Below are 26357 nucleotides of genomic sequence, written 5' to 3' on the forward strand. Positions count from 1 at the left end.
GGGTGGGTTAGCCGAAGGCGTAACCCACCTCTTTGGTATCCGCGGAGACAGAAGTGGTGGGTTACGCTGCGCTAACCCACCCTACGAGACCGGAATCAAAACGATCCCAGCGCCACCGGCCGGAACGCCTGCAGCAGTTGCTGATCCAGCTTGCCGCCCATGCCTTCCATCATCGTGAAGGCGCGCGAGTGGGTGAAGGGCATGCGGTAGGCGCGCTTCTCCACCAGCGCCGCGTAGATATCGACGATCGTCGTGACCCGCACGATGTCGCTGATCTGGTTCGACGACAGGCCGTTCGGATAGCCAGAGCCGTCGAGGAATTCGTGGTGATGCAGCACGACGTCGAGCATCTCCGGCGGGAAGCCGCCTTGCTCCGCGAGCGCGTCATAGCCGCGGCGCGGATGCTGGCGGACCTCGGCCATCTCCTCGTCGGTGAGCTTGCCCGGCTTGTCGAGCAGCACGGAGGGAACGAAGGCCTTGCCGACGTCGTGCAACAGCGCGGCGCGGGTCAGGCGACGCTGGTCGTCCTCGCGCATGCCGAGATGCTGCGCGAAGGCGACGGCGAAGCCGGTGACGAACAGGCAGTGGCGATAGCTGCCGACATGATGGCAGCCGACGGTGGTGAGCCATTCGCGCAGCGATGAATGCTTGATCGCCTTCAGGATCTTGCTCTCGGCGGCGATGACGTCGTCGAAGGTCAGGGGCACGCCGAGCGGCAGCTTCTCGAACATCTTCGCCAGCACCGCATGCGCCGCCTCGACGCCGCGGTTGAGCGTCTTGCCGCGATCGGTCGCGTCATAGGTGGCGGTGTCGGGGAACGCGGCGCGGATGCGCTGAAGAATTGCATCGGGCTGAAGCGGCCGCGAGATCGTGTCGGTGGCGCCCAGTGCCCAGGCCTGCATGGTGCCGTGATGCAGGGCATCGGCGAGCACGAACAGCCGCGGCATCGTGCGATAGGCATCGCCGCGCAGCTTGTTGCGCACCCGCTGCACGCTCTCGGGCGAGCGCAGATTGATGTCGACCACGAGACCGGACAGATCGCGCGACGGCTGCTCGGGAATGTCCTGCGTCGTCACCGTCGAAACGTCGCCCACGGCCTTCAGGATGCTGGCAAGCTCGGTGCTCTCGTCGCTCCGGTCGGAAGCGAGCAAGAGCCGGCGTTTTGCGGCGGATTTGGCTGGCGCGTTCATGGCTTCCCCAGAGCACGGGACTGGATTTGACGTCAGCCTAAGCCGGATCAGGTTCTCCGGCCCTTAAGAGGCGTGCTCAACGGAACCCTGCGGAATTGCGCGCAATTTTAGGGATTTTGGGTCCCGGCGCGGTTCCAGTCGAAAACGGCGAAAACAACCCCATGCACAGTAGAACGGGCCTTGATGGGAAAGGGGAATTTGGGGCGCTCTCGCCCACTCTCCGCTGTCGTCGCCCGGCTTGACCGGGCGACCCAGTACGCCGAGGCGGCGCGGCCGGAGCTGAGAGGCCGCGGCGTACTGGATGCCCCGCTTTCGCGCGGCATGACAGCGAGATTGTGGAGACGCCTACCAAAACAAATCCGCCGGAAGTTGCCCTCCGGCGGATCAGCTTACTTGGCAATTACGCCTCGCCTTACGCCTTCATCGCCCCCTTGACGGCCTCGGCCGTGATCGGCAGGGCCCGGATGCGGGCGCCTGAGGCGTTGAAGATGGCGTTGCCGATTGCCGGAGCGATGACCGTCACCGCGGGCTCGCCGACGCCGGTGGCCTTTTCGCCGTTGGCGATCACGGCGACGGCGACCTCGGGCATCTGGCTCATGCGCAAGGGCGTGTAGCTGTCGAAATTGGTCTGCTCGATGCCACCGTCCTTGAGCGTCGCCTTCTCGTACATCGCCAGCGACAGACCCCACAGCGCCGCGCCCTCGACCTGGGCACGGATGTTGTCGGGATGCACCTGCGTGCCGACGTCGGTTGCGACCGTGAGCTTCTTCACGGTCACCTCGCCCGACGGCGCCACCGCGACATGGGCGACGCACGCCGTCCAGCTCGCGGTCGCGCGCTCCTGCGAGGAGACGCAGGCCACGCCCATGCCCTCGCCTTTCGGCAATTGCTTGGTACCGTAGCCGGACAGCCCCATCGCGGCGAGCAACGTGTTGCGCAGCCGCTGCGCGCCGCCGTCGTTCTTGCCCTTGCCGTCGAGCAGCGCGATGCGGAATTGCGCCGGGTCCTTGCCGGTCGCAGCCGCGATCTCGTCGATCATGCTTTCGACCGCCCAGAACGTCCAGCCGGGCGCCACCGAGCGAAGCTGCCCGGACGGCGTCGCATTGTGCGCGAGCTCGTTCTTGATCGCGCGCACATAATGGTTGGGCACGGTGTAGAAGAAGTCGGCCCCGTTCACCGTGAAGGAATCGAGCGGGCCCTTCTTGTCGACCGAGGGCGTCAGGAAGTCAGGGATGCCCCAGCGCGCGGTCGGCCAGGCCGAGACGACGTCGTGGCTGAGCGCGACGAGCTTGCCATCGCCGTCCACGCCGGCCTTGACCTTCTGGTAGGTGAGCGGACGCGAGAAATCCATCGTCATGTCGTTCTCGCGCGTATAGATCACCTTCACCGGCTTGCCGATGGCCTTCGCCGCCTGCACCGCCGGCACCATCATGTCGGCATCGAGCCTGCGGCCAAAACCGCCGCCGAGCCACATCTGGTGCATCACCACGAACTTCGGATCGATCCCGGCGGCGCCTGCCGCAATCGCGCCGGAGCGCGTCGCGAACTGATTGCCGGAATAGATGTGCAGGATGTCGCCCTTGAACTCCGCCGTGGCGTTCATCGGCTCCATCGGCGCGTGGATGTTGATGCTGGTGGTGTACTCCGCCTCCAGCACCTTTGCGGCCGAGCCGAACGCCGCGTTGGGATCGCCGTCCTTGACGAAGAACTGGCCGGAATCCTCTAACTTCTGAAGCCGCTTGGCCTCGTCGAGCAGCGACTCGCTCGAGACCTTCGCGTTCGGACCGCCGTCATAGGCGATCTTCAGCGCCGCAGCGGCCTTCTTGGCGTTGGCGTAGGTGCTGGCGACCGCGACGACCCAGCCGGTTGTCGTGCCGGTCTTGTCGTCGAGGGTGACGGCCTTGATGAAGCCCGGCACTTTCTTGGCAGCCGAGTCGTCGACCGACTTCACCGTGGCGCCGAAGCGCACCGGCGGCGTCACCACCGCGCCATAGGCCATGCCCGGCAGCATCACGTCGATGCCGTACTTGGCCGTGCCGTTGGTCTTGGAGGGAATGTCGAGCTGCGGCACCGACACGCCGATCATGGTGTACTGGTCCGGCGTCTTCAGCTTGATCGCCTTCAGCTCGTCCGGCGTGAAGGTCTTGGTCGCCTTGCCGCTCTTCACGACATCGGCGAATGACACCTGCTTCTTCGACTTCGGATGCGAGATCACGGAATCGCGCACCACGAGCTCTGACGCCGGCACGCCCATCGCGGCGGCCGCGCCTTCGGTCAATGCCGTCCGTCCGGCTGCGCCGGCACGGCTCATCGCGTCGAAGTTCATCATGGTCGACCAGCTGCCGCCGGTGATCTGTGCCCCGAGCACGGGGTCGTTGAACTTCGGATCGTTGGAGGCAAGCGCGACGCGCATGTCGCTCCACTTCGCGCCCAATTCCTCGCAGACGATCTGCGCCATGGTGGAGGCGATGTGCTGGCCCATGTCGGCCTTGCCGCAGGTCACGGTGACCAGGCCATCGGGCGCGATCGCATACCAGACGCTCGGCTCGAAGTTCGAAGGCGCAGCGAGCGCCCCACCGATGCCGGGCACGCCGGCGTAGCCGAGCACGAGGCCGGTCGCGGCCGTGCCGACCAGGAAGGAGCGGCGGCTGAGATCTGATGTCTCGGGCGTGATGGTGTTCACGTGCTTATTCATGTGGGCCTCCGTTCGTTGCCGGAGACGGATGCGGTGCGCATCTCGGTAGCGGCGCGCATGATCGCCTTCTGGATCCGCGAATAGGTCATGCAACGGCAGAGATTGCCGTCCATATGCGCCACGACCTCCTCCTTGGTCGGATTGGCATTCTTGGCCAGCAGCGAGGCCGCCTGCATGATCTGCCCGGACTGGCAGTAGCCGCATTGCGGCACCTGCTCGGCGATCCACGCCTTCTGCAGCGGATGATCACCCTTGGCGGAAAGGCCTTCGATGGTGGTGATCTTCTTGCCGGCGACATCGCCGACCATAGTCTGGCACGAGCGCACGGCTTCGCCGTTGACGTGCACGGTACAGGCACCGCACAGCCCGGCACCGCAGCCGAACTTGGTGCCGGTCATCTGCAATTGCTCGCGGATCGCCCAGAGGAGCGGCGTGTCGTTCGCCGCATCCACGGACAGACTCCGCCCGTTGATGGTGAGAGTTGGCATAGGCGTCTTCCCCTGCCGGTGCATGAAGCCGCTTACGGCGGCAACTTGAACAGTGGACGCCCACCGGGCTGGCGCCCACCTTGATCGTAAGAATGATCGGGTTCGCAGCCAGAGGCAAATGCAATTTGGAATCGATCGAAACTATCGCGGCAGCTCAGTGTTGTGCGTTGCGACAACGGCACCCGATGCAGCGACTGGACGCAACAGAGAATGCATCAGGCATGCGTGCCATCGCGTTCAGGCAGTTTCTTCCAGGTAACTTGACCGGCTAGAATGTAACCGCCGACGCGGATGCACCTTCTCCCCTTGTGGGAGAAGGTGGCGCGAAGCGCCGGATGAGGGGTATCTGTCCGCGAACTCGATGGGCAGTTTCGGTGCGGAGAGATACCCCTCACCCGTCTCGCCGCTTACGCGGCGAGCCACCCTCTCCCACAAGGGGCGAGGGTGCACCGTCATCGTGGCTAGATAGAACGACAAGGGCGGAAGCAATGCCAAAAATCGATCGGGACGGCGTCGGGATCTACTACGAGGTTCACGGCGCGGGTCCGCCGCTGCTGCTCACTCACGGCTATTCCTCGACCTCGGCGATGTGGCATGGCCAGGTCGACGCGCTCGCGAGGGACCACAAGCTCGTCCTGTGGGACATGCGCGGCCACGGCCAGTCCGACTATCCCGACGATCCCCATGCCTATAGCGAAGCGCGCACCGTCGGCGACATGGCCGCGATCCTCGATGCAGTCGGCGCCGAGCGCGCCATCATCGGCGGGCTCTCGCTCGGCGGCTACATGTCGCTCGCGTTCTATCGCGCTTACCCGCAACGCGCCCGTGCCCTGCTGATCATCGACACCGGCCCCGGCTTCAAGAAGGACGACGCGCGCGAGGCCTGGAATGCACGGGCGCTAGCGACCGCCGACAAGCTCGACCATGAAGGTCTCGACATGCTGAAGTCGGCGACACGCGAGCGCGCCACCGCGAGCCATCGCAACGCCAGGGGATTGGCGCTCGCCGCACGCGGCATGCTGACCCAGCGCGATGCCCGCGTGATCGAGCTGCTCCCCGACATCAAGGTGCCCAGCCTCGTCGTGGTCGGCGCCGACGACGCGCCGTTCCTTGCGGCGTCCGACTACATGGCCACAAAGATCCCCGGCGCACAAAAGGTCGTGATCCCCGCCGCTGGTCACGCCGTCAACATCGATCAGCCCAAGGCTTTTATTGACGCGGTGACGCCTTTCCTGAAGAACTTGCCGGGATAGGACGGTCGGAAGGACACTGGCAATGAAGCAAGCGATACTGGCTGCGAGCGCGGTGCTGCTATCGATGTCTGCGCAGGCAGAACCGTTCGGCGGCACGCCGCCGCGCCGGCCCTTCGTTGCGACCTTGTCGAACAACACGCCGCTCGCCTTCGGCATGGATGCCGAGCAGACCGCGCGGGCACTGGGGCAGCCTCTGCAATATGTGCGCGGGCGGCCCGGCAACGAGATCTATCTCGCGCTTCGCAACCTCGGCGGCAGCGGACTGATCCCCTACCGCCATCGCCTGTTCCTGCAGTTCCGTCACGGACGGCTGGCGGGATGGAAGGAAGACTACGGCGAGAACTGGATGTGGGAGTGAGAGCGACGCACAGCCGCCTCCCCTCATCCTGAGGAGCTTGCGGAGCAAGCGTCTCGAAGGATGAAGGCCACGCTGCTGCTTCTCGGCCTCCATCCTTCGAGACGCGCTGACGCGCTCCTCAGGATGAGGGGAGAGATTAGAGTTCGTAGTAACCAAGAAGGACAACCCGCGTGGGACAAGACATCAAGCTGACGGCTTCCGACAATTTCCAGCTCGGCGCCTATCGCGCCAATCCCTCAGGCGCCCCGAAGGGCGCGGTGGTGGTGATCCAGGAGATCTTTGGGGTCAATCACCACATCCGCTCGGTCTGCGACCGTATCGCCAGGGAAGGCTATGTCGCGATCGCGCCGTCGATCTTCGACCGGACCTCGCCGAACTTCCAGTCGGGCTACACGCCCGACGAGATCGCCGAGGCGCGCAAGTTCGTCGCCAGTCCCGACTGGGACGCGATGCTGCGCGACACGCAGGCCGCGATCGACGCGGTGAAGAGCGTCGGGCCGGTCGGCATCATCGGCTTTTGCCTGGGCGGCAGCGTTGCCTTTGTCGCGGCGACGCGGCTGTCGGGCCTGAAGGCCGCGATCGGCTATTACGGCGGCGCCGTGGTGCGCTTTGCCGACGAGAAACCGAAGGCGCCGACGCAACTGCATTTCGGCGAGAAGGATGCCGGCATTCCCCTGACCGACGTCGAGACCGTCAAGGCGAAGCGGCCGGATGTGGCGGTCTTCATCTATCCAGGCGCCCAGCACGGCTTCCATTGCGACGAGCGGCCGAGCTACGACAAGGCGAGCTCGGATGTCGCCTGGCCGCGCTCGATGGAATTTTTCGCGAAGCATTTGAAATAGCGCGCGCGGCTCTCTCCGCTGTCATTCCGGGATGCGCCGCAAGGCGCAGGCCCGGAATCCATAACCACGAACTGGGGTTATGGATTCTCAGATGCGCAATTGCGCATTATAGCTCGCGACTTCGTCGCGCCCCGGAATGACAGAGCGAGTGTGTGCGTCTGGCCTCAGAGCAGGAATCGGGTGGCTGCATCACGGCACCCGGCGATAGAGCTGGCCGATCAAACCAACTCGCGCCGGGAGATCGCCATGCAGCAAGCCATCACGCACCTCGTCATCCGCAATCCGTTCGGAACCATGGACGTCCCGGGCCCGGACGATTCTGAAGTCATGGACTACGCGGCGACCGCGACGCTGGCCGGCGATGCGGCCGACATCAACGCGGCGGCATGGACATCCATTGCCGCCCTCTCCGATCCGCTCGAAGGCATCTGGGCTAGCAGATGGAATGGTGGCGCCGATCCGACCATTGCAGGCGATACGCCGGACAGATGGAAAGAGGGGCGCGCCGAAGTCCGCGTCGCGGGAAGCCGGATCTATCTGCGTTTCGACTGGGACCATGGCCGCCGGCACGGCCTGATCGATGCTGCGCGCGAGGGCGCGCGCCTAGTCGGAAAGTACATCAACCTGACCACGCCTGCGATCACGCGGCCATGGGTCGGGCTCGTGGTCGATGGCACGCGCATCGACGGATGCTTTCCGAACGGACGGCTGGATTTCAGGCGGTGAGCTAGAACCAGCGCTCACCGACGAACACGGTGTCGCCGGGGCTCAAGGGAGTGCCGAGCGGGACGATGGCGCGCATCGCGCCGCCGGCTTCGGTGTGCGTCACGGTGACCACGTCGCGCTTGGCGCGGGGCGAGAAGCCGCCGGCGATCGCGACCGCGCTTTCGACCGTCATGTTCGGCACGTAAGGATACTGGCCGGGTGCGGTGACTTCGCCGAGGATGAAGAACGGGCGGTAGGCTTCGATCTCGACCGCGACCGAGGGCTCGCGGATGTAACCGTTGCGGAGGCGCGCGGCGATTTCACCGGCGAGACCCGCCGGGGTGCGGCCGCGGGCCGGCACTCCACCGATCAGCGGCATGGTGATCGAACCGCCGGCATCGATGGCATAGCTGTTGGTGAGGCCTTCCTGGCCGTAGACCACGACGCGCAGCCTGTCGCCGGCATCGAGATGATAGGAGGAGTCGTAGCGCACCGGCGCCGCCATCGGCGCGGCGTAGCCGACCGGCATGGGTGCAGGCGACGAGGCAAAGGAATTGCGCAGCGCGCCGATGGCGCCGCCACCGTCGGCGACGACGACCGGCTGTGGTGCGCCATAGGGCTGACCATAGGCCATGGAGTCGAGATCGGCACGGGGCTGCATGACCGCGACGGGACCGGCGGTCTGCATGCAGCCGCCGAGGGCAAGCGCGGCGGACGCTGCCAAGGAGGCTGTCAAGATCGACCATCGAAACGCGCGTGCAACCGGCACCGGACCTAATCCCTCGAAACGAGACGGTCCAGTCATGCACCGGTTATGGTTAACAAAGCGTTGAGGGGGGCAGCGCGGCAATGCGGATGCGATGACACCGCACACTCCGTCATGCCGGGCTTGTCCCGGGCATGACGAGTTGTTCGTGGCGAACTTACGCACTCACGCCCACGCCGATCGGGCAGGACACGCCGGTGCCGCCGAGGCCGCAATAGCCGGCGGGGTTCTTCGCCAGATATTGCTGATGGTAGTCCTCGGCGAAATAGAACGCGCCGGCGGGCGCGATCTCGGTCGTGATGGCGCCGAGACCTTTTGCAGCAAGCGCCTTCTGATAGAGCGCCTTCGATTCATCGGCCGCTTTCTTCTGCGCATCTGAATAAGTGTCGATCGCGCTTCGGTACTGCGTGCCGACATCGTTGCCCTGGCGCATGCCCTGCGTCGGGTTGTGGCTCTCCCAGAACGTCTTCAGGAGTTTCTCGTAAGAGATCTTCTTCGGATCGAACACGACCAGCACCACTTCGGTGTGGCCGGTGCGTCCCGAACAGGTCTCCTCATAGGTCGGGTTCGGCGTGTGGCCGCCTGCATAGCCGACAGCGGTCGCGTAGACACCGTCGCCTAGCTGCCAGAATTTGCGCTCGGCGCCCCAGAAGCAGCCGAGCCCAAACACGGCCTGCTCGAGGCCCGCGGGATAAGGCGGCTGCAACTTCGCGCCGTTGACGAAATGGGTGGTCGCGGTGGGAATGGCTTGCGCACGGCCCGGCAGCGCTTCCGTGGCGCTCGGCAATGCGGTGGTCTTGCGCATGAACAGCATGATTGGCTCTCCGAGACGAGCTGTCCGTCGCTTGAGCCAATGCAACAAGCCAAGGGCTCAGGCGGCGCGCTCGCGATCAAGGTGGGAATATAGGTATCTACGCAGGAGGGGGCAGCCCTGTTACGGCTGCCGTCAACGCGAGGTTCAGTCTCGGCGGGAATTGAAAGATCAATCCCGGGAATAACCGATCAGCGGCTTCCGCGGGCGGAACAGGATCATCAGCAGGATGCCCAAAATGCCGAGCACGGCGAACACCGGCTGATCCAGCACGAGGCGGATCACCGAGGTCCAGAGCCAGGGCGCCTTGGCCTCGACCCAGGTGCGGAACGCCGTCTGGCTGGCCTGGTTGATGTCGTTCCAGAACTGGCCGAACCGGGTGAACCGCAGGGTCTGGTCGGCCACCCAGCGGGCGCCGTCATAGACCATGAAGATGAACCCGCCGGCCAGCAGCAACAGCCCAATCAGTCGGAAAAAGCCGCGGATCATGCCTCACCTATATGGTCGTCCGATCGGACGACCTCTGCAATGCCGCCAGCCAATAGCCGGGCGACGGCAGAAATTCAACCTCTTCAGGGCGTTACGGCGCGCGCTGGAGCTCTCAGGGCCTGTTTTCCAGCCCCGGAAAGCGTTGACGGTGCCGCAGACCCCCTCTATAAGGGCGCCAACTGGCGGTGGGCGCAATCCTGCCGCCGCTGTTCTTTGAGCAGTTGCAGGCTCCATGAGCTTTAAAGGCTTGGAGCCTCAGAGACGACCGCAAGGCCGTCGCTCATGTTCCGGGAACAGCCCAGCAACCGAACACCCTAAATCCGAGCGTCGATTAAGCGGTCAAGCAGCCGGCGCTACCCGACCAAGACGCGACCGGTACCGCAAAGGATATTGAGACCATGGCCAATACCACTTCCGCCAAGAAAGCGACGCGCAAGATCGCCCGCCGCACTGCCGTCAACAAGTCGCGCCGCACCCAGATGCGCGGTGCCGTGCGTACCGTCGAAGAAGCCATCGCCACCGGCGACCGCGCCGCCGCGCTGAAGGCGATGGCGAGCGCCGAGCCCGCGCTGATGCAGGCCGCGCAGCGCAACATCGTTCACAAGAACAACGCGAGCCGCAAAGTCTCCCGGCTCACCGCGCAGATCGCCAAGCTCGCGAAGTAAGCTCGTCGAGTCATCCGATCGACTGATCGGATCGACATCGCGCTCGTCAATCAGCCCGGCTCGCGCCGGGCTTTTTGTTGCCTGTCACAATTCACGCTTGCGGTCGTTGGGCGACCACTCTTCCGTTGGAAGACTCGTGTCGTCTTCGCTGCGCTGCGCCCGTAATTTCACTGGCGGATGTTTTTGCAACAGCGGAAACTTTCACTGCGCTGCGAAAAACCCCTGCGGGGCGGGCTTAAGTTGAATCCGCGCGCGCGAGAGTTCTGCACACCGTAGTTTTCCCGGAACCGGCTCGCGATGGAGTTACCCTGCGAAACGAGACTCAAAAAGCGGTGTCTCAATAATCACTTATCGACATAGCGCCGACAAGCATTTGGAAAAATTGCCCGCAAGGCGTGCGCGTGACGCTTTTGTAAAAAATTTTTGGCGGTGGCGGAGATTTGTCACATGACGCGCGGCGCCTTCGAATCTGTGCACGGATTCAAACTCTTGCTCGCAAGCCTGTGCACAACTCCCGCGCGCCGTTAACGCTGGTCAAGTTTTTAGTCGCCTCAAGTGTGAATCAATTTCGTTGCGAGTCTTTCCGCATAGTGTATTCCTTAAGTCGTCCGCAGCGCCCACGATCTCAAGACCAGCGCGGTTTTAGAAACGGGGCGAGCGTGCAAATCGGCGGCGGTGTGCACGTAGGCGACGCTTCAACAAGCGATTGTCGGTTCAAAACCCATAGCAATATGGGAACGGTAGCTCTTTGTCTGAATGTCTCCAAGTGGGATCTTCGATCCCGCTCGCGCCAGACGCAAACGAGAGATGTCATGAAACTACCGCGACACACGTGATGGCGTAGCCGAGCGGACGAACAGTGCAGACGGGCGGGACATCGGCGACTTCAGTCGCAGTTGTCTTCAGGACACGCAGGACCTTGCCGTGAGCAGTCACGGCAGGACGGGGAGGGTATCATGTCTTACGGACTCAACGCGGTATTGAAACAAGCCACCTACTCCAACGATGCCGGTTTAGATCAGCCCAACCTCCAGCCTCCCGCGTGTGACGGAGCGCCGAGTACGCGCTGACCTCGCGACCCCTCCATCTCTGACATCGCTAGTCCGACCCGCGGCGTTCGCGCCGAACGGCGGAGCTGTGTCCGACGATGGAATCGCTCGAGGTCGTGCCCTTTGAAGGATCCTGGCGGGACCCCTTCATGGCACTCACAACGCAACTTTATCTCTCAATAGAAGTTTTTTGACGATGAACACATCGGAACAGGATCGCTGGTCACGCGTGAAGAGCCGGCTGCGCTCGAACGTAGGCGAAGACGTCTATACGAGCTGGTTCGCCCGTATGGATCTGGAAGGCGTGCAGGAGGAGAGCGTGCGGCTCTCGGTGCCGACGCGCTTCCTGAAGAGCTGGATTCAGGCGCATTATGCCGAGCGCGTACTGTCGTGCTGGCAGGCCGAGGCGCCGGAAGTTCATCGCATCGATCTCACCGTTCGCTCCGCGGTGCGCCCGGTCGTGCAGCAGAAGGAGACGCCTGCGCCGGTCGAAACACGCCGCGCGCCCGCGCCGGAACTGCGCTCGACGGCGACTGCGCCGGTCTCCGCAAACCACGACGCGCTCGGCGGCTCGCCGCTCGATCCGCGCCTGACCTTTGCAAGCTTCGTCGTCGGCCGCTCCAACACGCTGGCGCATGCGGCGGCTCGTCAGGTCGCCGAAGGGCGTCGCGGCGATCCCGTCATGTTCAATCCGCTCTACATCCATGCCGGCGTTGGCCTCGGCAAGACGCATCTGCTCCAGGCCGTGACCTGGGCCGGCAATTCCGGCAACGAGCGCAAGGTGCTGTATCTCACGGCCGAAAAATTCATGTACGGCTTCGTCGCCGCGCTGAAGACGCAGACGGCGCTCGCCTTCAAGGAAGCGCTGCGCGGCATCGACGTGCTCGTAATCGACGACCTCCAGTTCCTGCAGGGCAAGTCGACCCAGGCCGAGTTCTGTCACACGCTGAACGCGCTGATCGATGCCGGCCGCCAGGTCGTGATCGCGGCCGACCGTCCGCCGTCCGACCTCGAAAGCCTCGACGATCGCGTGCGCTCGCGCCTCGCCGGCGGCCTCGTGGTCGAGATGGGCTCGCTCGGCGAAGAACTGCGGCATGGCATCTTGAAGTCGCGCGTCGCGGCGGCCCGCGCCCATCACGCCACCTTCGACGTGCCGGAGGAGGTGCTGCTCTATCTGGCGCGCACCATCACCCATAACGGCCGCGACCTCGAAGGCGCGATCAACCGGCTTCTCGCGCATTCGAAGCTGAACAACCAGCCGGTGACGCTGGAGATGGCCGAGCGCGAGGTGCGCGATCTGGTCCGGCCGCAGGAGCCGAAGCGGATCAAGATCGAGGACATCCAGCGCGTGGTGGCGCGGCAGTATAATGTCAGCCGTTCCGACCTCCTGTCCTCGCGCCGCACCGCCAACGTGGTCCGTCCGCGCCAGGTGGCGATGTATCTCGCCAAGACGCTGACCCTGCGCTCGCTGCCCGAGATCGGCCGCCGCTTCGGCGGGCGCGACCACACCACGGTGCTGCACGCCGTGCGCAAGATCGAGGCGCTGGTCAACAAGGACACGGCGCTGTCCGAGGAAGTCGAGTCGCTGAAGCGCCAGCTTCAGGAATAAACGCCTAAGGCTCCTGCCATTCTCCCGCCGCCCCGGCCATGCCTGGGCGGCGGTGTTCGTTTGCCGGGACGGCCGCCCTCCTTTTGGGCTGTAAATCGTGGGGAACCACCCCGCAATCCCTTGAAACGGATGGCTTTCCGCGCCACCTTGCGCGACCCTGACGGCTTTGGTCATATCGGCTGGATGATCCGGCTTTTCGGGGTCTTCGATGCCGTGGCGCGCGTCCCGCCGCCCGGCTTTTCCAACGTTGTGTTTCCTTGGGGATCGGGCGAGTAGTGCAATGAAGGTTACGGTCGAACGCGCGCAACTCCTGAAATCGCTGGGTCATGTCCACCGCGTGGTCGAGCGCCGCAACACCATTCCGATCCTCGGCAACGTGCTGGTCCGCGCCGAGAACGCGAAATTGTCGCTGAAGGCGACCGACCTCGACCTCGAGGTGACCGAGACGCTCCCGGCCGAAACCGCGACCGCGGGCTCCACCACCGTGCCGGCGCACATGTTCTACGACATCGTGCGCAAGCTGCCCGATGGCTCGCAGATCGTGCTGGAGGCCGACGGCGACCGCGCCGTGCTGGCGATCCGCGCCGGCCGCTCGCGCTTCACGCTGCAGACCCTGCCGGAGAATGATTTCCCGGATCTCGCCGCCGGCGACATGTCGCACTCGTTCTCGCTCGCCGCCAAGGACGTCAAGCGGCTGATCGACCGCACCCAGTTCGCGATCTCGACCGAAGAGACGCGCTATTATCTCAACGGCATCTATCTGCACGCCGCGGGCACGGCCACGGCCGCCACCCTGCGCGGCGTTGCCACCGACGGCCACCGGCTCGCCCAGCTCGACCTGGTCCAGCCCAAGGGCGCCGACGGCATGCCCGGCGTGATCGTGCCGCGGAAAACCGTCGGCGAGGTGCAGCGCCTGATCGAGGACAACGAGGCCGAAGTCACGATCGAGCTGTCGCAGGCCAAGATCCGCTTCACGATCGGCAATGTGGTGCTGACCTCGAAGCTGATCGACGGCACCTTCCCCGACTATGGCCGCGTGATCCCGCAGGGCAACGACAAGGAACTCGTCGTCGACAAGAAGGATTTCGAGAACGCGGTCGACCGCGTCTCCACCATCTCCAGCGAGCGCGGCCGGGCCGTGAAGCTCTCGCTGTCGCCGGGCAAGCTGGTGCTATCGGTCACCAACCCTGATTCCGGCAGCGCGACCGAAGAGCTCGAAGTCGAATACGCCTCCGACGCCCTCGATATCGGCTTCAACTCGCGCTACCTCCTCGACATCGCCGCCCAGATCGAAGGCGACGTCGCCACGCTGAAGCTCGCCGACCCCGGCTCGCCGACCCTGGTGCAGGACAAGGACGACAAGAGCGCGCTCTACGTGCTGATGCCGATGCGGGTGTGAGGCCTACCGGCCTCCTTCGCATTGCCTACATACGTCATGGCCGGGCTTGTCCCGGCCATCCACGTCTTGGGAGCCTGAGAACGTGGGTGCCCGGCAATGACAGAGTGATATGACCCCCTCCCGCATTCAACGCCTGACGCTGACGCATTTTCGCAATTATCGGGCGGCGGGGCTCGAGACGGCGGCTGACATGGTGGCGCTGGTCGGGCCGAACGGGGCCGGCAAGACCAATTGCATCGAGGCGATCTCGTTCCTGTCGCCGGGCCGCGGCTTGCGGCGCGCCACGCTGGAAGATGTTGCCGACAACCAGGGCGACGGCTCCTGGGCGGTGTCGGCGCAGGTCGAGGGCGCGCTGGGGCTCGCCACGCTCGGCACCGGCATCGACGCGCCGCGCGCGGACGCCACAGTCAGCCGGCGCTGCCGCATTGACCGCGAGCCGGTCAATTCGGCCACCGCCTTCGGCGACCATATCCGCATGGTGTGGCTGACGCCGGCGATGGACGGGCTGTTCATGGGCGCGGCCTCCGAGCGGCGGCGCTTCTTCGACCGCCTGGTGCTGGCGATCGACAGCGAGCATTCCAGCCGCATCTCCGCGCTCGAACGCTCCCTGCGCTCGCGCAACCGCCTGCTCGAGACGCGCAATTACGACGACCATTGGTGTGATGCGATCGAGCGCGAGACCGCGGAGCTTGCGGTCGCGGTCGCCGCAACGCGCGGCCAGACCGCAGCGCGCCTCACCGGCATGCTCAACGCCCGCGCGCAGGAATCCGCCTTTCCGTCCGCGCAAATCGCGCTGGACGGCTGGATGGAGAATGCGCTGCTCACGGAGACCGCGACGTCGGTCGAGGACCGCTACCGCCAGATCCTGCGCGACAACCGCCCGCGCGACGCCATCGCCGGCCGCACCACCGACGGCCCGCACCTCACCGATCTCCAGGTGATCTATGCGCCGAAAAGCATGCCGGCGCGCGATGCCTCGACCGGCGAGCAGAAGGCGCTGCTGATTGGCCTCGTGCTGGCGCATGCGAGCCTGGTCGCTGAGATGACCGCCATCGTGCCGCTGCTGTTGCTCGACGAGGTCGTCGCGCATCTCGATCCGAACCGGCGCGCGGCGCTGTTCGAGGAGCTGCGCAAGCTCGGCGCGCAGGTGTGGCTGACCGGCGCCGACCCCGCCGCCTTTGCCGACATTGGCGCAGGCGGCGACGTCTTTGACGTCGAGAGCGGACGTGTCTCCGCCCGGCGCTAGACCGCGCCGTTGAACCCGGCCGTTTGCAATCGCGACTAGCCTTTTGAGGCCGTGGCGATGCCTGTCACGGCCGTCGCCAGCGCGCAAATGACGTCACGCGCGAAAACCCTGGAGAATGAGATGCGGACGGTAAGGACCGGGGCGCGAGTCCCGGCTCAATGGCTGGCCTTTGCGTGCGGCCTCCTCTTGCTTGCGGTCTGCATGCTCGCAGCAAGCGCCAGCGCCTGGGTGCCGCATCTGTCGCCGCTGTTCGCGTCGGCACTCACGCCGGACCCCGCTGCCAAGCTGCCCGCGCCGACCCGTTACAGCTACCGAGGAACGCACACCACCGTCGTCAAGGGCATTGAAACGCCACTCCGCACAAGGCTGGAGGCCACCGTGCCCGCCGAGCTCGGCGACGTCCTCGCCTTCTACCGCACCGAACTCAGCAAGCTCGGCTGGCAGGAGCAGCGCGATGGCGCGGTGGTCTCCGCCGATCACGTCAAGCTCGCCTTCGCCTCCCCGCTCGGACCTGGCATGCTGGCGCTCGACCGCAAAGACGCCAGCACCGCCGTCAATCTCGTGCAGAAGAACGCATCTGTCGCGGCCAATGCGAACGTGATGCCCGAGCCCGGCCAGGCGAAGCTGGTGTTCTCCAATATCAGCGAAACGGAAGCCTCGCTCACGATCAACGACCGGACCATCAAGCACGCCGCCGGCGCCTACGCGGTTTCGCTGGATCTGCAGCCCGGCAGATATTCCTACGAGGTGAGCGTGCCGGGCCATCCAGCCACGACGAACATCCTCAACTTCGCTGCCGGCGATACCTGGGAGCTTACGGTCGGGCGCGACGGAGAGGCATGGTCGCCGCTCCTGCTGTATTGAACCTCCCGGGTTTCTGCCGCGACTTCTCGTCTGAGGCCGCGCCGACGGTGTCGCAGCCTGCAAATGCGCACGCCTGAGCCGTGCGCGATATCCTGGAGACGTGACGATGTCGATGATCCCGCGCGGGACGCCAGTCCCGGCACGATGGCAGCTGCTTGCCTGCGGCCTTGTCCTGATGGCGAGCTGCTCGACCGCGGCCGCCGCCGACGGAGGCATCGTCGACGTCCATGCGCTGCCGCAGCTCGAGGGCGCGGTGGAAGACACCTCGCGCCCCGATCCCTACCGCGTCGAATACCGCATGCCGACGCCGGAAGCCGTGACATCGCCGGCGGTGAAGAAACTCCTCAGCGCCGACGGCTGGGTGCTCTATGTGAGGCCGCTGGAGGAGAAGAGCACCAATCTGAACTTCAAGAAGGGACGGCAGGGCCTTTCGGTTCACTTCACGCAGGCCCTCGGCCGGCCCGATCAATCCGTGGTCTACTACACGACCGACCGGATCTACGGGAACGTGCCGTTTCCGGACGGCGCGAGCGACATCATGTTCGATGGGACCCGGCCCTATCTCGGCTGCATCGCGCCCAGCGCGCTCGATGCGACGTCGGATTTCTACGCCAGCCAGATGGCCGCGATCGGCTGGCAGAAACTCACGCCGGAAACCGCCGCGCGCTGGACGACCAGCCTGGATGAAACCGTTCCCAACGGCCTGCGCGCCTTCTACGCGCACCCTGACAGCAAGGACACCGGCTTCTACCAGCAGAAGCCGGTGATGCTGACGCTGACACGCCGCGACGACGGCCGCACCAATATCGATATCCGCGTCGCGCCCTTCGCGCTGCCCAGCGAGCTCAAGGCCGATGGCGATCTGGCCGGCCTGCCGCGGCCAACCCCGACCAAGACGGCCAGGGGCCTCGGCAGCGCAAGCTCCAACAAGCGCGAGATGTCGGCCGCCGCGATGGCCGAGCTGCCCGCCGTGCTCGCCTTCTATCACCGCGAGCTCGCCGCGCGCGGCTGGCAGGAAGATGGCAGCGCGCCGCTCGCGCCCGGCGACGAAGTCGCAATCAAAGTCTCCAACGCCGAGGAGACCGGCGTGCTGCGGCTTGGCCGCAAATATGATTTCACCATGATCAGCCTGAACGTGCAGGTGAAGGACTCCGCGCTTGCCGCCCGCGCCAAGGCGAAGAAGGAGGCCGACGACAAGTTCTTCAGCGATGCCGCAGCAGCCGCACAGAAGATGATCGCCGCCGACGAGGCGCGGCGCAAGGTGCAGGCCGCCGGACTCTCCGATGCGCCGCTCAATGCGCTCGCCGACAGCAAGACACCGGTGCCGCTGCCCGAGACCGCCGAGGGCGTGATATTCGAAGGCGGCGACGGTCGGCTCGAATTCTCCTCCAATTCGAGCGTGAAGGCGCTCGGCACCTTCTACCGCGCATCGCTGAAGAACGCGGGCTGGAAGGAGCAGCCCTCCGTCATCAACCAGCCCAACATGGCGGTGATGGAGTTCTCCAAGGGCGGCAAGTCGATCTCGATGACCGTGATGCAGATGGGCCCGAAAGTGAATGTCAGCGCCACCGGCTCCGGCCTGGTCGTGGCCGCGGCGAAGCCGGTCGAGACCAAATCGGCACAATCCAAACCGACAGAATCCAAGGCCATGCAGGCCAAATCGACCGAGCCGCTGAAGCCCGATCCCGATTCCGCCCTGCCGGTGCCGACGCAGCGCAGCTCGAGCGGGATCAGCTCGACGAAATTCCCCGGCAGCGACCAGTCGTTCCGCAAGGAGCTTGAAGCCAGCATTCCGGCTGAGCTCTCAGATGTCCTCGCCTTCTATCGCGCAGAGCTCACCAAGCGCGGCTGGCAGGAAAAGACTGACGGCGCGACTGTTACCGCCGAGCGGGCGGAGCTGGCGTTCACCTCGCCGGAGGGGCCGGCCATGCTGAAGCTCGGCCGCGCCAGGGAGGAGACAACGGTCAGCCTGGTGCAGCGGAATCCGCAGGCAGCGGCCAAGGCCGACATCATGCCCAAGGCGGGACAGGCGAGGCTGATGCTCGGCAATATCGGGCCGAAGGAGGCGTCGCTGACGATCAACAAGCAGACCATCAAGATCGCGGCCGGCGCCGGCGGCCCGCAATCGCCGAAAGGCCCGATGCTCGATCTGCCGCCCGGCAAGTACCAGTACGCGCTGCGCCTGCCCGGGCAGCCCACTCGCAACGAGACCCTGACCGTAGCCGCCGGCGACGCCTGGGGCCTCTTGGTGGGGCCAAGCGGCGACGTGCTTCCGCTGCAGATGTATTGAGGTGCGACGAAGCAGGTGCGCCCACGCGCAGCCGGCGTTTCGGACCCGTGGGCGGAAAGTTGATCTAAATCAACAGAGCGTTGCGGCGTTGCCTCCCGAATAGGCGTCAACAAGGTTCTGACGTCTCCAAGAGGGAGCTTGCAATGACGCGTACCCGTCACGTTGACGATAGCTCAAAGCCAGAAAGCCGCTTACTAAACCACCGCAACTTGCTGCTTTGCGGCACTGCACTGACCGTCGCTTTTATGCTGTGCGCGCTGGAGACGACCAGCCTCGCGCAGCAAACCACCGGCACGCCGGGTTCGCCGAGCGCCACGACAACCATCGATGGCAAGCAGCTTCCGCCTGAGCCTCCGAAGTTCGAAGGCGTGATCAAGGAAGATGCCACGGACTCCAAGCCATACTGGCCACCGTCCGTTGTGCCGCCCAAAGGCGCGCCGAACGTGCTGCTGATCATGACCGACGACCAGGGTTATGGCGTGACCGGCACCTTCGGTGGGGTGATCCCGACCCCGAACATGGATCGCATCGCCAAGGCGGGCCTGCGTTACACGCAGTTTCACTCGACAGCGCTCTGCTCGCCGACGCGGGCAGCGCTGATCACCGGCCGCAACCACCACTCGGTCGGGTTTGGCGTGATCGGTGAAATGTCCACCGGCTATCCGGGCTACGATTCCGTCATTGGCCAGGAAAGTGCGACGATCGGGACCATTCTGCGGGATAACGGATTTGCCACCTCATGGTTCGGCAAGAACCACAACACCCCGACCTATCTGTACAGCTCAGCCGGGCCGTTCGACCAATGGCCAATCGGCATGGGATTTCAGTATTTTTATGGGTTCATGGGCGGCGAGACCGACCAGTGGACGCCTTACCTTTTCCGCAACACGAGCCAGGTTTTTCCATGGGTCGGCAAGACCGGCTACAACCTCATCACCGACATGGCGGATGACGCCATCAACTACATGAACGGACTGAACGCGGCGGCGCCCGAGAAGCCGTTCTTCGTCTACTACGTGCCCGGCGGCACCCATTCGCCGCATCAGCCGAAGAAGGAATGAGAGCGAGAAGTTCAAGGGCAAGTTCGACATGGGTTGGGAGAAGCTGCGCGAGCAGATCTTCGCCAACCAGAAGAAACTCGGGGTGATCCCGGCGAACACCCAGCTCACCGCCTGGCCGGATACGCTGCCGAAGTGGGACTCGCTCTCGTTCATCCAGAAGAAATTGTACGCGCGCGAAGCCGAGGTGTTTGCCGGCTATGCGGCGTATACCGACTACGAAATCGGCCGCGTCATCCAGGCGGTCGAGGACATGGGCAAACTCGACAACACCCTGATCATCTACATCAGCGGCGACAATGGCACCAGCGCCGAAGGAACCCTCGAGGGCACGCCGAACCAGATGACCGCCTACAACGGCATTCTGAAACTGCCCGAAACCGAGCTGATGCTGCACTACGAGGATTGGGGCTCCGACAAGACCTACCCGCATATGTCGGTGGCGTGGTCGTGGGCCTTCGACACCCCGTTCAAGTGGACCAAGCAGGTGGCATCGCACTTCGGCGGCACCCGGCAAGGCATGGCCATCTCATGGCCCGGCCACATCAAGGACGTCGGCGGCATCCGCAGCCAATTCCATCACATGATCGACATCGTGCCGACGATTCTGGAAGCCACAGGCATTCAGGCTCCCGACACCGTCAATGGCATCAAGCAAAGGCCCATCGAGGGCGTCAGCATGGCCTATACGTTCGACCAGGCTAACGCCAACGCGCCGTCAAAGCGCGACACGCAGTATTTCGAGATGTTCGCGAACCGCGGCATCTATCACGATGGTTGGTATGCATGTACGACGCCGCCTGCGCCTCCCTGGCTTCTGGGCACCGCCAAGCTGCCGGGGATCAATGAATACAAGTGGGAGCTTTACAACATCGCCGAGGATTACTCGCAGGCCAATGACCTCGCAGCCAGGAATCCCGACAAGCTCAAGGAGTTGCAAGCGTTGTTCCTGTCGGAGGCGGCGAAATACCAGGTCTTTCCGCTGGACAACTCGGTCCTGCCCCGCATTGTGACACCGCGCCCAAGCGCGACCGCCGGACGAACCGTTTTCACATATTCTGGTGAGAACGCTGGCATCCCTGACGCTAACGCTCCGAGCCTTCTCAATAAGGATTACACGATCACGGCCGAGGTTACCGTTCCTAAGGGCGGCGCGGAAGGAATGATCGCAACTCTAGGCGGTCGCTTTGGCGGATACGCCCTCTACCTGCTCAAAGGCAAGCCTGTCTTCGTCTATAACCTGCTCGATCTAGAACGGTACCGCTGGGAAGGCGGCATTGGCGGTCGCGACTTGTTTACCGATGCGCTCAAGCCGGGCAAGCACACCATTGTATTCGACTTCAAGTACAACGGACCCGGCCCGGGTAAGGGTGGCACCGGTGTACTGACGGCCGATGGCAAGCTGGTGGCCGCAAAGACGATCCCGCACACGATTCCGTTTCTTATGGCCATCGACGAAACGTTTGACATCGGCAGCGACACCCGCACGACGGTGGACGACAGCTATAAGCTGCCCTTCCGTTTCACCGGCAAGATCGACAAGCTGACCTTCAAGCTTGGCGCGACGCAGATGACGGAGGATGAGCAAAAGGTCATTCGACACGCGCTCGAAAGAGCGAGGGACTGAGCGCGACAAGTCGTGGCGATTCATGTCGGCCCCAACGCCACGACTCATCCTTCTTCGCTAAGAAATCGTTCGGCGGGATCCGCTTCGAAAGCCCGCGCGAAATATCATCGCGTATAGAAGGGAGTGCCGGCAGTGGATTCTTCATTTGGCGCGCTGGATGCGTTGCCGGCGCCGGCGGCCCGCAATCGCCGAAAGGCCCGATGTTGGATCTACCGCCCGGCAAGTATCAGTACGCGCTGCGCCTGCCCGGGCAGCCCGCTCGCAACGAAACCCTGACCGTTGCCGCCGGCGACGCCTGGGGCCTCCTGGTGGGGCCAAGCGACGACGTGCTGCCGCTTCAGATGTATTGATCCCGCCGCCTGTGCCTGTAACGGCCAGGTTGAACCTGTCCAGTTGGTGGGGCGACTAGTCGTCCGGAGGCGGCGGCGACTGTGTCGCAGCCGCTGCATCGCGCGAAGACTACAACGCGCGACATCCCTGGAGAGTGGCATGACGACGGTGAGGCGCAGAACGAAGGTCCCGGCACGATGGCGGCTGTTCGCGTGCGGCCTCGCTCTTCTCGCGGGCGGCCTGGTCGCCGCAGGCGCCGGCGGATGGCTGCCGCACCCGTCACCGCAAACTTCGGCCGCACTCACACCGGCGGATCCAAACGCCGAGATGCCGGTGCCGAAGCAACACAACTTCTCCAGCTCCAACACCACCCATATGACCGGCATCGAAATCCCGCTGCGGGTCGGACTCGAAGCCCATGTGCAGGCCCAGCTCAGCGATGTGCTCGCCTTCTACCGCAGGGAGCTCGCAAAGCGTGGCTGGGAGGAAAGGCCTGAAAGCACTGTGGTTGCCGCCGATCATGTGCAGCTCGCCTTCGCCTCACCCAAGGGGCCGGCCACCCTGAAGCTTGGCCGCGCGCAGGACGAGACCATTGTCAGCCTGGTGCAGCGGAATACGGAGGCCGCGGCGAAGGCCAATTTCCTGCCGATAGCAGGACAAGCGCGGCTGATATTCGGCTATCTCGCGCCGGACACGGCTTCGCTCACGATCAACGATCAGACCATCAAGATCGCGGGCGGCGTCAATCACCCACAAACGCTGGATCTGCCGCCCGGCAAATATTCCTACAAGCTGGTCGTGTCGGGCTATCCGGTGCGCACCGATACCATCACCGTGGCCTCAGGCGAGGCCTGGTCCCTCAGCTTGGGCGACGACGACAAGAGGCCGGATCAGATCTACTGAACCTGGTGGCCTGTTCCGGGGCGCCACGGCGCCTGGGAACGCGCTTCTCCGCCCCGCAAAATCCACGCCTTCAAGAGCTAAAAACAGGGCCTCGAATCGCCCTTTTCGCAAGCCCCAGAATCGGCCTCCAGGAGCCTTGAAAACCGGCAAAAAATCCCTATTTCGTCAAAGGGTTGCCGGAAGATACTTTGCGCTAGGCGCAAGCGGTCTTTCATGGCACAAATAGCCTGCAAATCAGCGCCTTTTGCGCCGCTGATTCGGGCGACATCTCGAAGGCCTCTCATGACAGAACCTGCTCGGCAGACGCCTGCCGAAAACGAGCCCTCAAATTTAAGCGATTACGGGGCGGAATCGATCCGCGTGCTCAAGGGTCTCGACGCCGTCCGCAAGCGCCCGGGCATGTATATCGGCGACACCGACGACGGCTCGGGCCTGCACCACATGGTCTACGAGGTCGTCGACAACGCGATCGACGAGGCGCTCGCGGGCCACGCTACGCGCGTCGACGTCGTGCTCAATGCCGACAATTCCGTCACGGTGCGCGACGACGGCCGCGGCATTCCCGTCGACATCCACAAGGGCGAAGGCATCTCCGCGGCCGAGGTCATCATGACCCAGCTCCATGCCGGTGGAAAGTTCGACCAGAATTCCTACAAGGTCTCCGGCGGCCTGCACGGCGTCGGCGTCTCCGTCGTCAACGCGCTGTCGAGCAAGCTCGGCTTGCGCATCTGGCGCGACAACAAGGAGCACTACATCGAGTTCGCCCATGGCGATGCGGTCGCACCGCTGGTGGTGGTCGGCGACGCGCCGGGCAAGCGCGGCACCGAGGTGACGTTCCAGGCCTCGACGGAAACCTTCAAGAACATCGAATATGATTTCGCGACGCTGGAGCACCGCCTGCGCGAGCTCGCCTTCCTCAATTCCGGCGTCAACATCGCGCTCTCAGACATGCGCCATGCGGTCGAGAAGCGCGAGGAGATGCACTATTCCGGCGGCGTCGAGGAGTTCGTCAAATATCTCGACCGCAACAAGAAGGCGATCGTGCCGGCGCCGATCATGGTGCGCGCGGAGGCCAACGGCATCGGCGTCGAGGCGGCACTGTGGTGGAACGACAGCTACCATGAGAACGTGCTGTGCTTCACCAACAACATCCCGCAGCGTGACGGCGGCACCCATCTGGCCGGTTTCCGCGGCGCGCTGACACGCCAGGTCAACGGCTATGCCGAGGCCAATGCGAAGAAGGAAAAGATCGCGCTGACCGGCGACGACTGCCGTGAAGGTCTCACCGCCGTTCTCTCGGTGAAGGTGCCCGATCCGAAATTCTCGTCGCAGACCAAGGACAAGCTGGTGTCCTCGGAAGTGCGTCCCGTGGTCGAGAACGTCCTCAACGAGGCGCTCCAGGCCTGGTTCGAGGAGCACCCTAGCGAAGCCAAGATGATCGTCGGCAAGGTGATCCAGGCCGCCGCCGCGCGTGAAGCCGCGCGAAAAGCGCGTGAGCTGACGCGCAAGAGCCCGCTCTCGGTCTCCTCGCTGCCCGGCAAGCTCGCCGACTGCCAGGAAAAGGATCCGGCCAAGTCCGAACTCTTCATCGTCGAGGGCGACTCGGCAGGCGGCAGCGCCAAGCAGGGCCGCAACCGCGAATTCCAGGCGGTGCTGCCGCTGCGCGGCAAGATCCTCAACGTCGAGCGCGTCCGCCCCGACAAGATGCTGGGAAGCGAGCAGATCGGCACGCTGATCACCGCGCTCGGCACCGGCATCAGCGACGAATTCTCGATCGAGAAGCTGCGCTATCACAAGATCATCGTGATGACGGACGCCGACGTCGACGGCGCCCACATCCGCACGCTGCTGCTGACCTTCTTCTACCGTCAGATGCGCGACATCATCGACGGCGGTTACCTCTATATCGCCCAGCCGCCGCTCTATAAGGTCAGCCGCGGCAAGTCCGAGCAATATCTGAAGGACGAGCGGGCGCTCGAGGATTATCTGATCGACACAGGCCTCGACGACTGCGTCTTCATTCCCGGCGTCGGCGGTGATCGCACCGGCCGCGATTTGCGCTCGCTGGTCGACGACGCCCGCACCGTCCGCAGCGTCCTGCGCAATCTGCACAGCCGCTACAATCGCAAGGTGATCGAGCAGGCCGCCATCACCGGCGTGCTCAACAAGGCGATCTACGGCGATCCCGAGAAAGCCGCCGCAGCGGCACAATACATCGCGGGACGGCTGGACAACCAGGCCGAGGAGGTCGAGCGCGGCTGGGTCGGCCAGTACGTGGAAGGCCAGGGCTTCCAGTTCGAACGCACCGTGCGCGGCGTCAAGGAAGCCGCCGTCATCGACGCCGCCTTCCTGGGCTCGGTCGAAGCCCGCAAGCTCGACGAATACACCGTGAAGCTCCAGGACGTTTATGCCCGCCCTGGCAAGCTGCGGCGCAAGGACATCGAGCACATGGTCTACGGCCCGGTCGACCTGTTCGAAGCGGTCACCGACGCCGGCCGCAAGGGCATCACGCTGCAGCGTTACAAAGGTCTGGGCGAGATGAACCCGGAGCAGCTCTGGGAAACGACGCTGGACATCGATGCGCGCTCGCTGCTGCAGGTGAAGGTCAAGGAAGTCGACGAGGCCGACGACATCTTCACCAAGCTGATGGGCGACGTGGTCGAGCCGCGCCGCGACTTCATCCAGGAACATTCGCTGAGCGCGACGATCGATATCTGAGGCTCGTGGCTTTGGGTGATCGTCATGCCCGGGCTTGTCCTGGGCATGACGTTCCATGCGCCTCAATTATCGTCGAACAGATTGACATCCCGAGACCGAGACCATTTTCCTTTGTGGTGTAAAACGGCTCGAACAAGCGAAAGCTTTCCGCGGGAAGGATGCCCTCGAGCGCCACCTCATTGGCCGATTGTTCGCTACGCGATGATTGTGACCCTAAGTCTCAAGAAACGCCTTTAGGCCGACCAGCACGAATTGCATTCCCATGGACGCTACGATGAGCCCCATGAAGCGTGTGACTGTCGCTTGCGTGCCTCGGCCTAGACGAGGCCCAAGCCGAACAGCGAGGGTCAACGCCACAAATGTTACGCCTGCTCCAGCGACAGCGGCGATGATTGCCGTCACCGGCAAACCATCGGGCGTATGAACAGCTGCCAACGTGACCACGGCCGTAATAGTTCCGGGACCGGCTGCAAACATTAAAAGTGGTACAAGTGAGCCCTGAACGTCCGCGTCGCTATTGTCGGGCGGCGCCTGAGCAACCGTATGGCTGCCACGCAGCATATCGAATCCCATATACGCGATGATCATTCCGCCGACGACCCTGAACACGTCAAGCGAAATCCCGAAGATGCTTAAAACCTTGAGTCCGACCAACGCAGAGCCCATCAATATGATCAGAATGTTGAGGGCGACCTTGGCCGCCTCGCGTCGTCGTTCCGGCGCGGTCAGATTCGGCGTCAGGCTCAGAAAGAGCGAACCGCACACTACGGGATTGATAACGGCCAAAATGGTTACAATCGCTTGCAGAATTTGGTGAAGGTCTGTCACGCGATCGACTCACAAATTCTAGGGGCATTTGCTCAATCGCCGGGTGCGTGATTATTCTGACGCGCGTCCTAGCCTCTGGCAGTGCGAAATCGGTAAACGGGCTGAATGTCGGATCGAAAACATCGCTTTGGCATTCGGGTCGAGAACGACGGCTAGCTTGGTGCGATGTCACAG

General features: G+C 64.1%; 19 protein-coding genes and 2 pseudogenes. 14 read left to right on the forward strand and 7 right to left on the reverse strand.

Annotation, left to right across the window (positions count from 1 at the left end; genetic code table 11):
- Positions 1 to 95: 95 nt before the first annotated feature.
- The 3 genes from ACVJ5M_RS03070 to ACVJ5M_RS03080 form a co-directional block, all read right to left on the reverse strand.
- Complete coding sequence (locus ACVJ5M_RS03070) at positions 96 to 1190, reverse strand: HD-GYP domain-containing protein (protein WP_063980092.1); 1095 nt, start codon at positions 1188 to 1190, stop codon at positions 96 to 98.
- 412 nt (positions 1191 to 1602) lie between these two features.
- Positions 1603 to 3885, reverse strand: coding sequence for a xanthine dehydrogenase family protein molybdopterin-binding subunit (locus ACVJ5M_RS03075; protein WP_063980093.1), 2283 nt, complete (start codon positions 3883 to 3885; stop codon positions 1603 to 1605).
- Positions 3882 to 4373: a (2Fe-2S)-binding protein gene (locus ACVJ5M_RS03080; RefSeq protein WP_014491023.1), complete on the reverse strand. Its 492-nt coding sequence runs from the start codon at positions 4371 to 4373 to the stop codon at positions 3882 to 3884. The genes ACVJ5M_RS03075 and ACVJ5M_RS03080 overlap by 4 nt, the downstream gene beginning before the upstream one ends.
- Before the next feature lie 488 nt (positions 4374 to 4861).
- Here ACVJ5M_RS03080 and ACVJ5M_RS03085 point away from each other — a divergent pair, with 488 nt between their 5' ends.
- The 4 genes from ACVJ5M_RS03085 to ACVJ5M_RS03100 all read left to right on the forward strand — a co-directional run bounded on the left by ACVJ5M_RS03085 (position 4862) and on the right by ACVJ5M_RS03100 (position 7552).
- Positions 4862 to 5626, forward strand: a complete 765-nt coding sequence (locus tag ACVJ5M_RS03085; RefSeq protein ID WP_063980094.1) for an alpha/beta fold hydrolase — start codon at positions 4862 to 4864, stop codon at positions 5624 to 5626.
- A 22-nt stretch (positions 5627 to 5648) separates the two neighbouring features.
- Positions 5649 to 5984 (forward strand): hypothetical protein, encoded by a 336-nt coding sequence (locus tag ACVJ5M_RS03090; RefSeq protein WP_028151120.1) that lies wholly within the window; start codon positions 5649 to 5651, stop codon positions 5982 to 5984.
- Between the two features lie 170 nt (positions 5985 to 6154).
- The gene (locus ACVJ5M_RS03095; RefSeq protein ID WP_063980095.1) at positions 6155 to 6826 is read left to right on the forward strand and encodes a dienelactone hydrolase family protein; all 672 of its coding nucleotides are present in this window, start codon (positions 6155 to 6157) and stop codon (positions 6824 to 6826) included.
- A 246-nt stretch (positions 6827 to 7072) separates the two neighbouring features.
- Positions 7073 to 7552, forward strand: a complete 480-nt coding sequence (locus ACVJ5M_RS03100) for a hypothetical protein (protein WP_063980096.1) — start codon at positions 7073 to 7075, stop codon at positions 7550 to 7552.
- Between the two features lies 1 nt (position 7553).
- Here ACVJ5M_RS03100 and ACVJ5M_RS03105 read toward each other — a convergent pair whose 3' ends face one another.
- The 3 genes from ACVJ5M_RS03105 to ACVJ5M_RS03115 form a co-directional block, all read right to left on the reverse strand.
- Entirely contained in the window at positions 7554 to 8300 is a 747-nt protein-coding gene (locus ACVJ5M_RS03105; protein WP_028151117.1) for a polysaccharide biosynthesis/export family protein, read from the reverse strand.
- Between the two features lie 154 nt (positions 8301 to 8454).
- Positions 8455 to 9111, reverse strand: a complete 657-nt coding sequence (gene msrA, locus ACVJ5M_RS03110) for a peptide-methionine (S)-S-oxide reductase MsrA (RefSeq protein WP_283017881.1) — start codon at positions 9109 to 9111, stop codon at positions 8455 to 8457.
- Positions 9112 to 9279: 168 nt separating this feature from the next.
- Positions 9280 to 9597, reverse strand: a complete 318-nt coding sequence (locus ACVJ5M_RS03115; protein ID WP_007616084.1) for a hypothetical protein — start codon at positions 9595 to 9597, stop codon at positions 9280 to 9282.
- Between the two features lie 398 nt (positions 9598 to 9995).
- Between ACVJ5M_RS03115 and rpsT the strand changes: the two genes are divergently transcribed.
- From rpsT to gyrB, 10 genes and pseudogenes are all read left to right on the forward strand, one after another.
- Positions 9996 to 10262: a 30S ribosomal protein S20 gene (rpsT, locus tag ACVJ5M_RS03120; protein ID WP_028151115.1), complete on the forward strand. Its 267-nt coding sequence runs from the start codon at positions 9996 to 9998 to the stop codon at positions 10260 to 10262.
- Between the two features lie 1245 nt (positions 10263 to 11507).
- Entirely contained in the window at positions 11508 to 12920 is a 1413-nt protein-coding gene (gene dnaA / locus ACVJ5M_RS03125; protein WP_063980098.1) for a chromosomal replication initiator protein DnaA, read from the forward strand.
- A 280-nt stretch (positions 12921 to 13200) separates the two neighbouring features.
- Positions 13201 to 14319 (forward strand): DNA polymerase III subunit beta, encoded by a 1119-nt coding sequence (dnaN, locus tag ACVJ5M_RS03130; RefSeq protein ID WP_014491013.1) that lies wholly within the window; start codon positions 13201 to 13203, stop codon positions 14317 to 14319.
- A 109-nt stretch (positions 14320 to 14428) separates the two neighbouring features.
- Entirely contained in the window at positions 14429 to 15565 is a 1137-nt protein-coding gene (gene recF, locus ACVJ5M_RS03135) for a DNA replication/repair protein RecF (RefSeq protein WP_063980099.1), read from the forward strand.
- Positions 15566 to 15685: 120 nt separating this feature from the next.
- Complete coding sequence (locus ACVJ5M_RS03140) at positions 15686 to 16429, forward strand: hypothetical protein (protein WP_063985953.1); 744 nt, start codon at positions 15686 to 15688, stop codon at positions 16427 to 16429.
- 106 nt (positions 16430 to 16535) lie between these two features.
- Positions 16536 to 18719, forward strand: coding sequence for a hypothetical protein (locus ACVJ5M_RS03145; protein WP_063980100.1), 2184 nt, complete (start codon positions 16536 to 16538; stop codon positions 18717 to 18719).
- A 245-nt stretch (positions 18720 to 18964) separates the two neighbouring features.
- Positions 18965 to 21404: pseudogene (locus tag ACVJ5M_RS03150) on the forward strand (arylsulfatase).
- Between the two features lie 164 nt (positions 21405 to 21568).
- A pseudogene (locus ACVJ5M_RS03155) lies at positions 21569 to 21754 on the forward strand (hypothetical protein); the annotation flags it as partial.
- A 139-nt stretch (positions 21755 to 21893) separates the two neighbouring features.
- Positions 21894 to 22637: a hypothetical protein gene (locus ACVJ5M_RS03160; protein ID WP_063980102.1), complete on the forward strand. Its 744-nt coding sequence runs from the start codon at positions 21894 to 21896 to the stop codon at positions 22635 to 22637.
- A 282-nt stretch (positions 22638 to 22919) separates the two neighbouring features.
- On the forward strand, positions 22920 to 25355 hold the full coding sequence (gyrB, locus tag ACVJ5M_RS03165; protein ID WP_354099472.1) for a DNA topoisomerase (ATP-hydrolyzing) subunit B: 2436 nt from the start codon (positions 22920 to 22922) through the stop codon (positions 25353 to 25355).
- A gap of 213 nt (positions 25356 to 25568) precedes the next feature.
- Here the strand turns inward: gyrB and ACVJ5M_RS03170 are convergent, their stop codons facing one another.
- The gene (locus ACVJ5M_RS03170; protein ID WP_063980104.1) at positions 25569 to 26183 is read right to left on the reverse strand and encodes a MarC family protein; all 615 of its coding nucleotides are present in this window, start codon (positions 26181 to 26183) and stop codon (positions 25569 to 25571) included.
- Positions 26184 to 26357 lie beyond the last annotated feature (174 nt).

The organism is Bradyrhizobium sp. S3.7.6 (assembly GCF_054061875.1).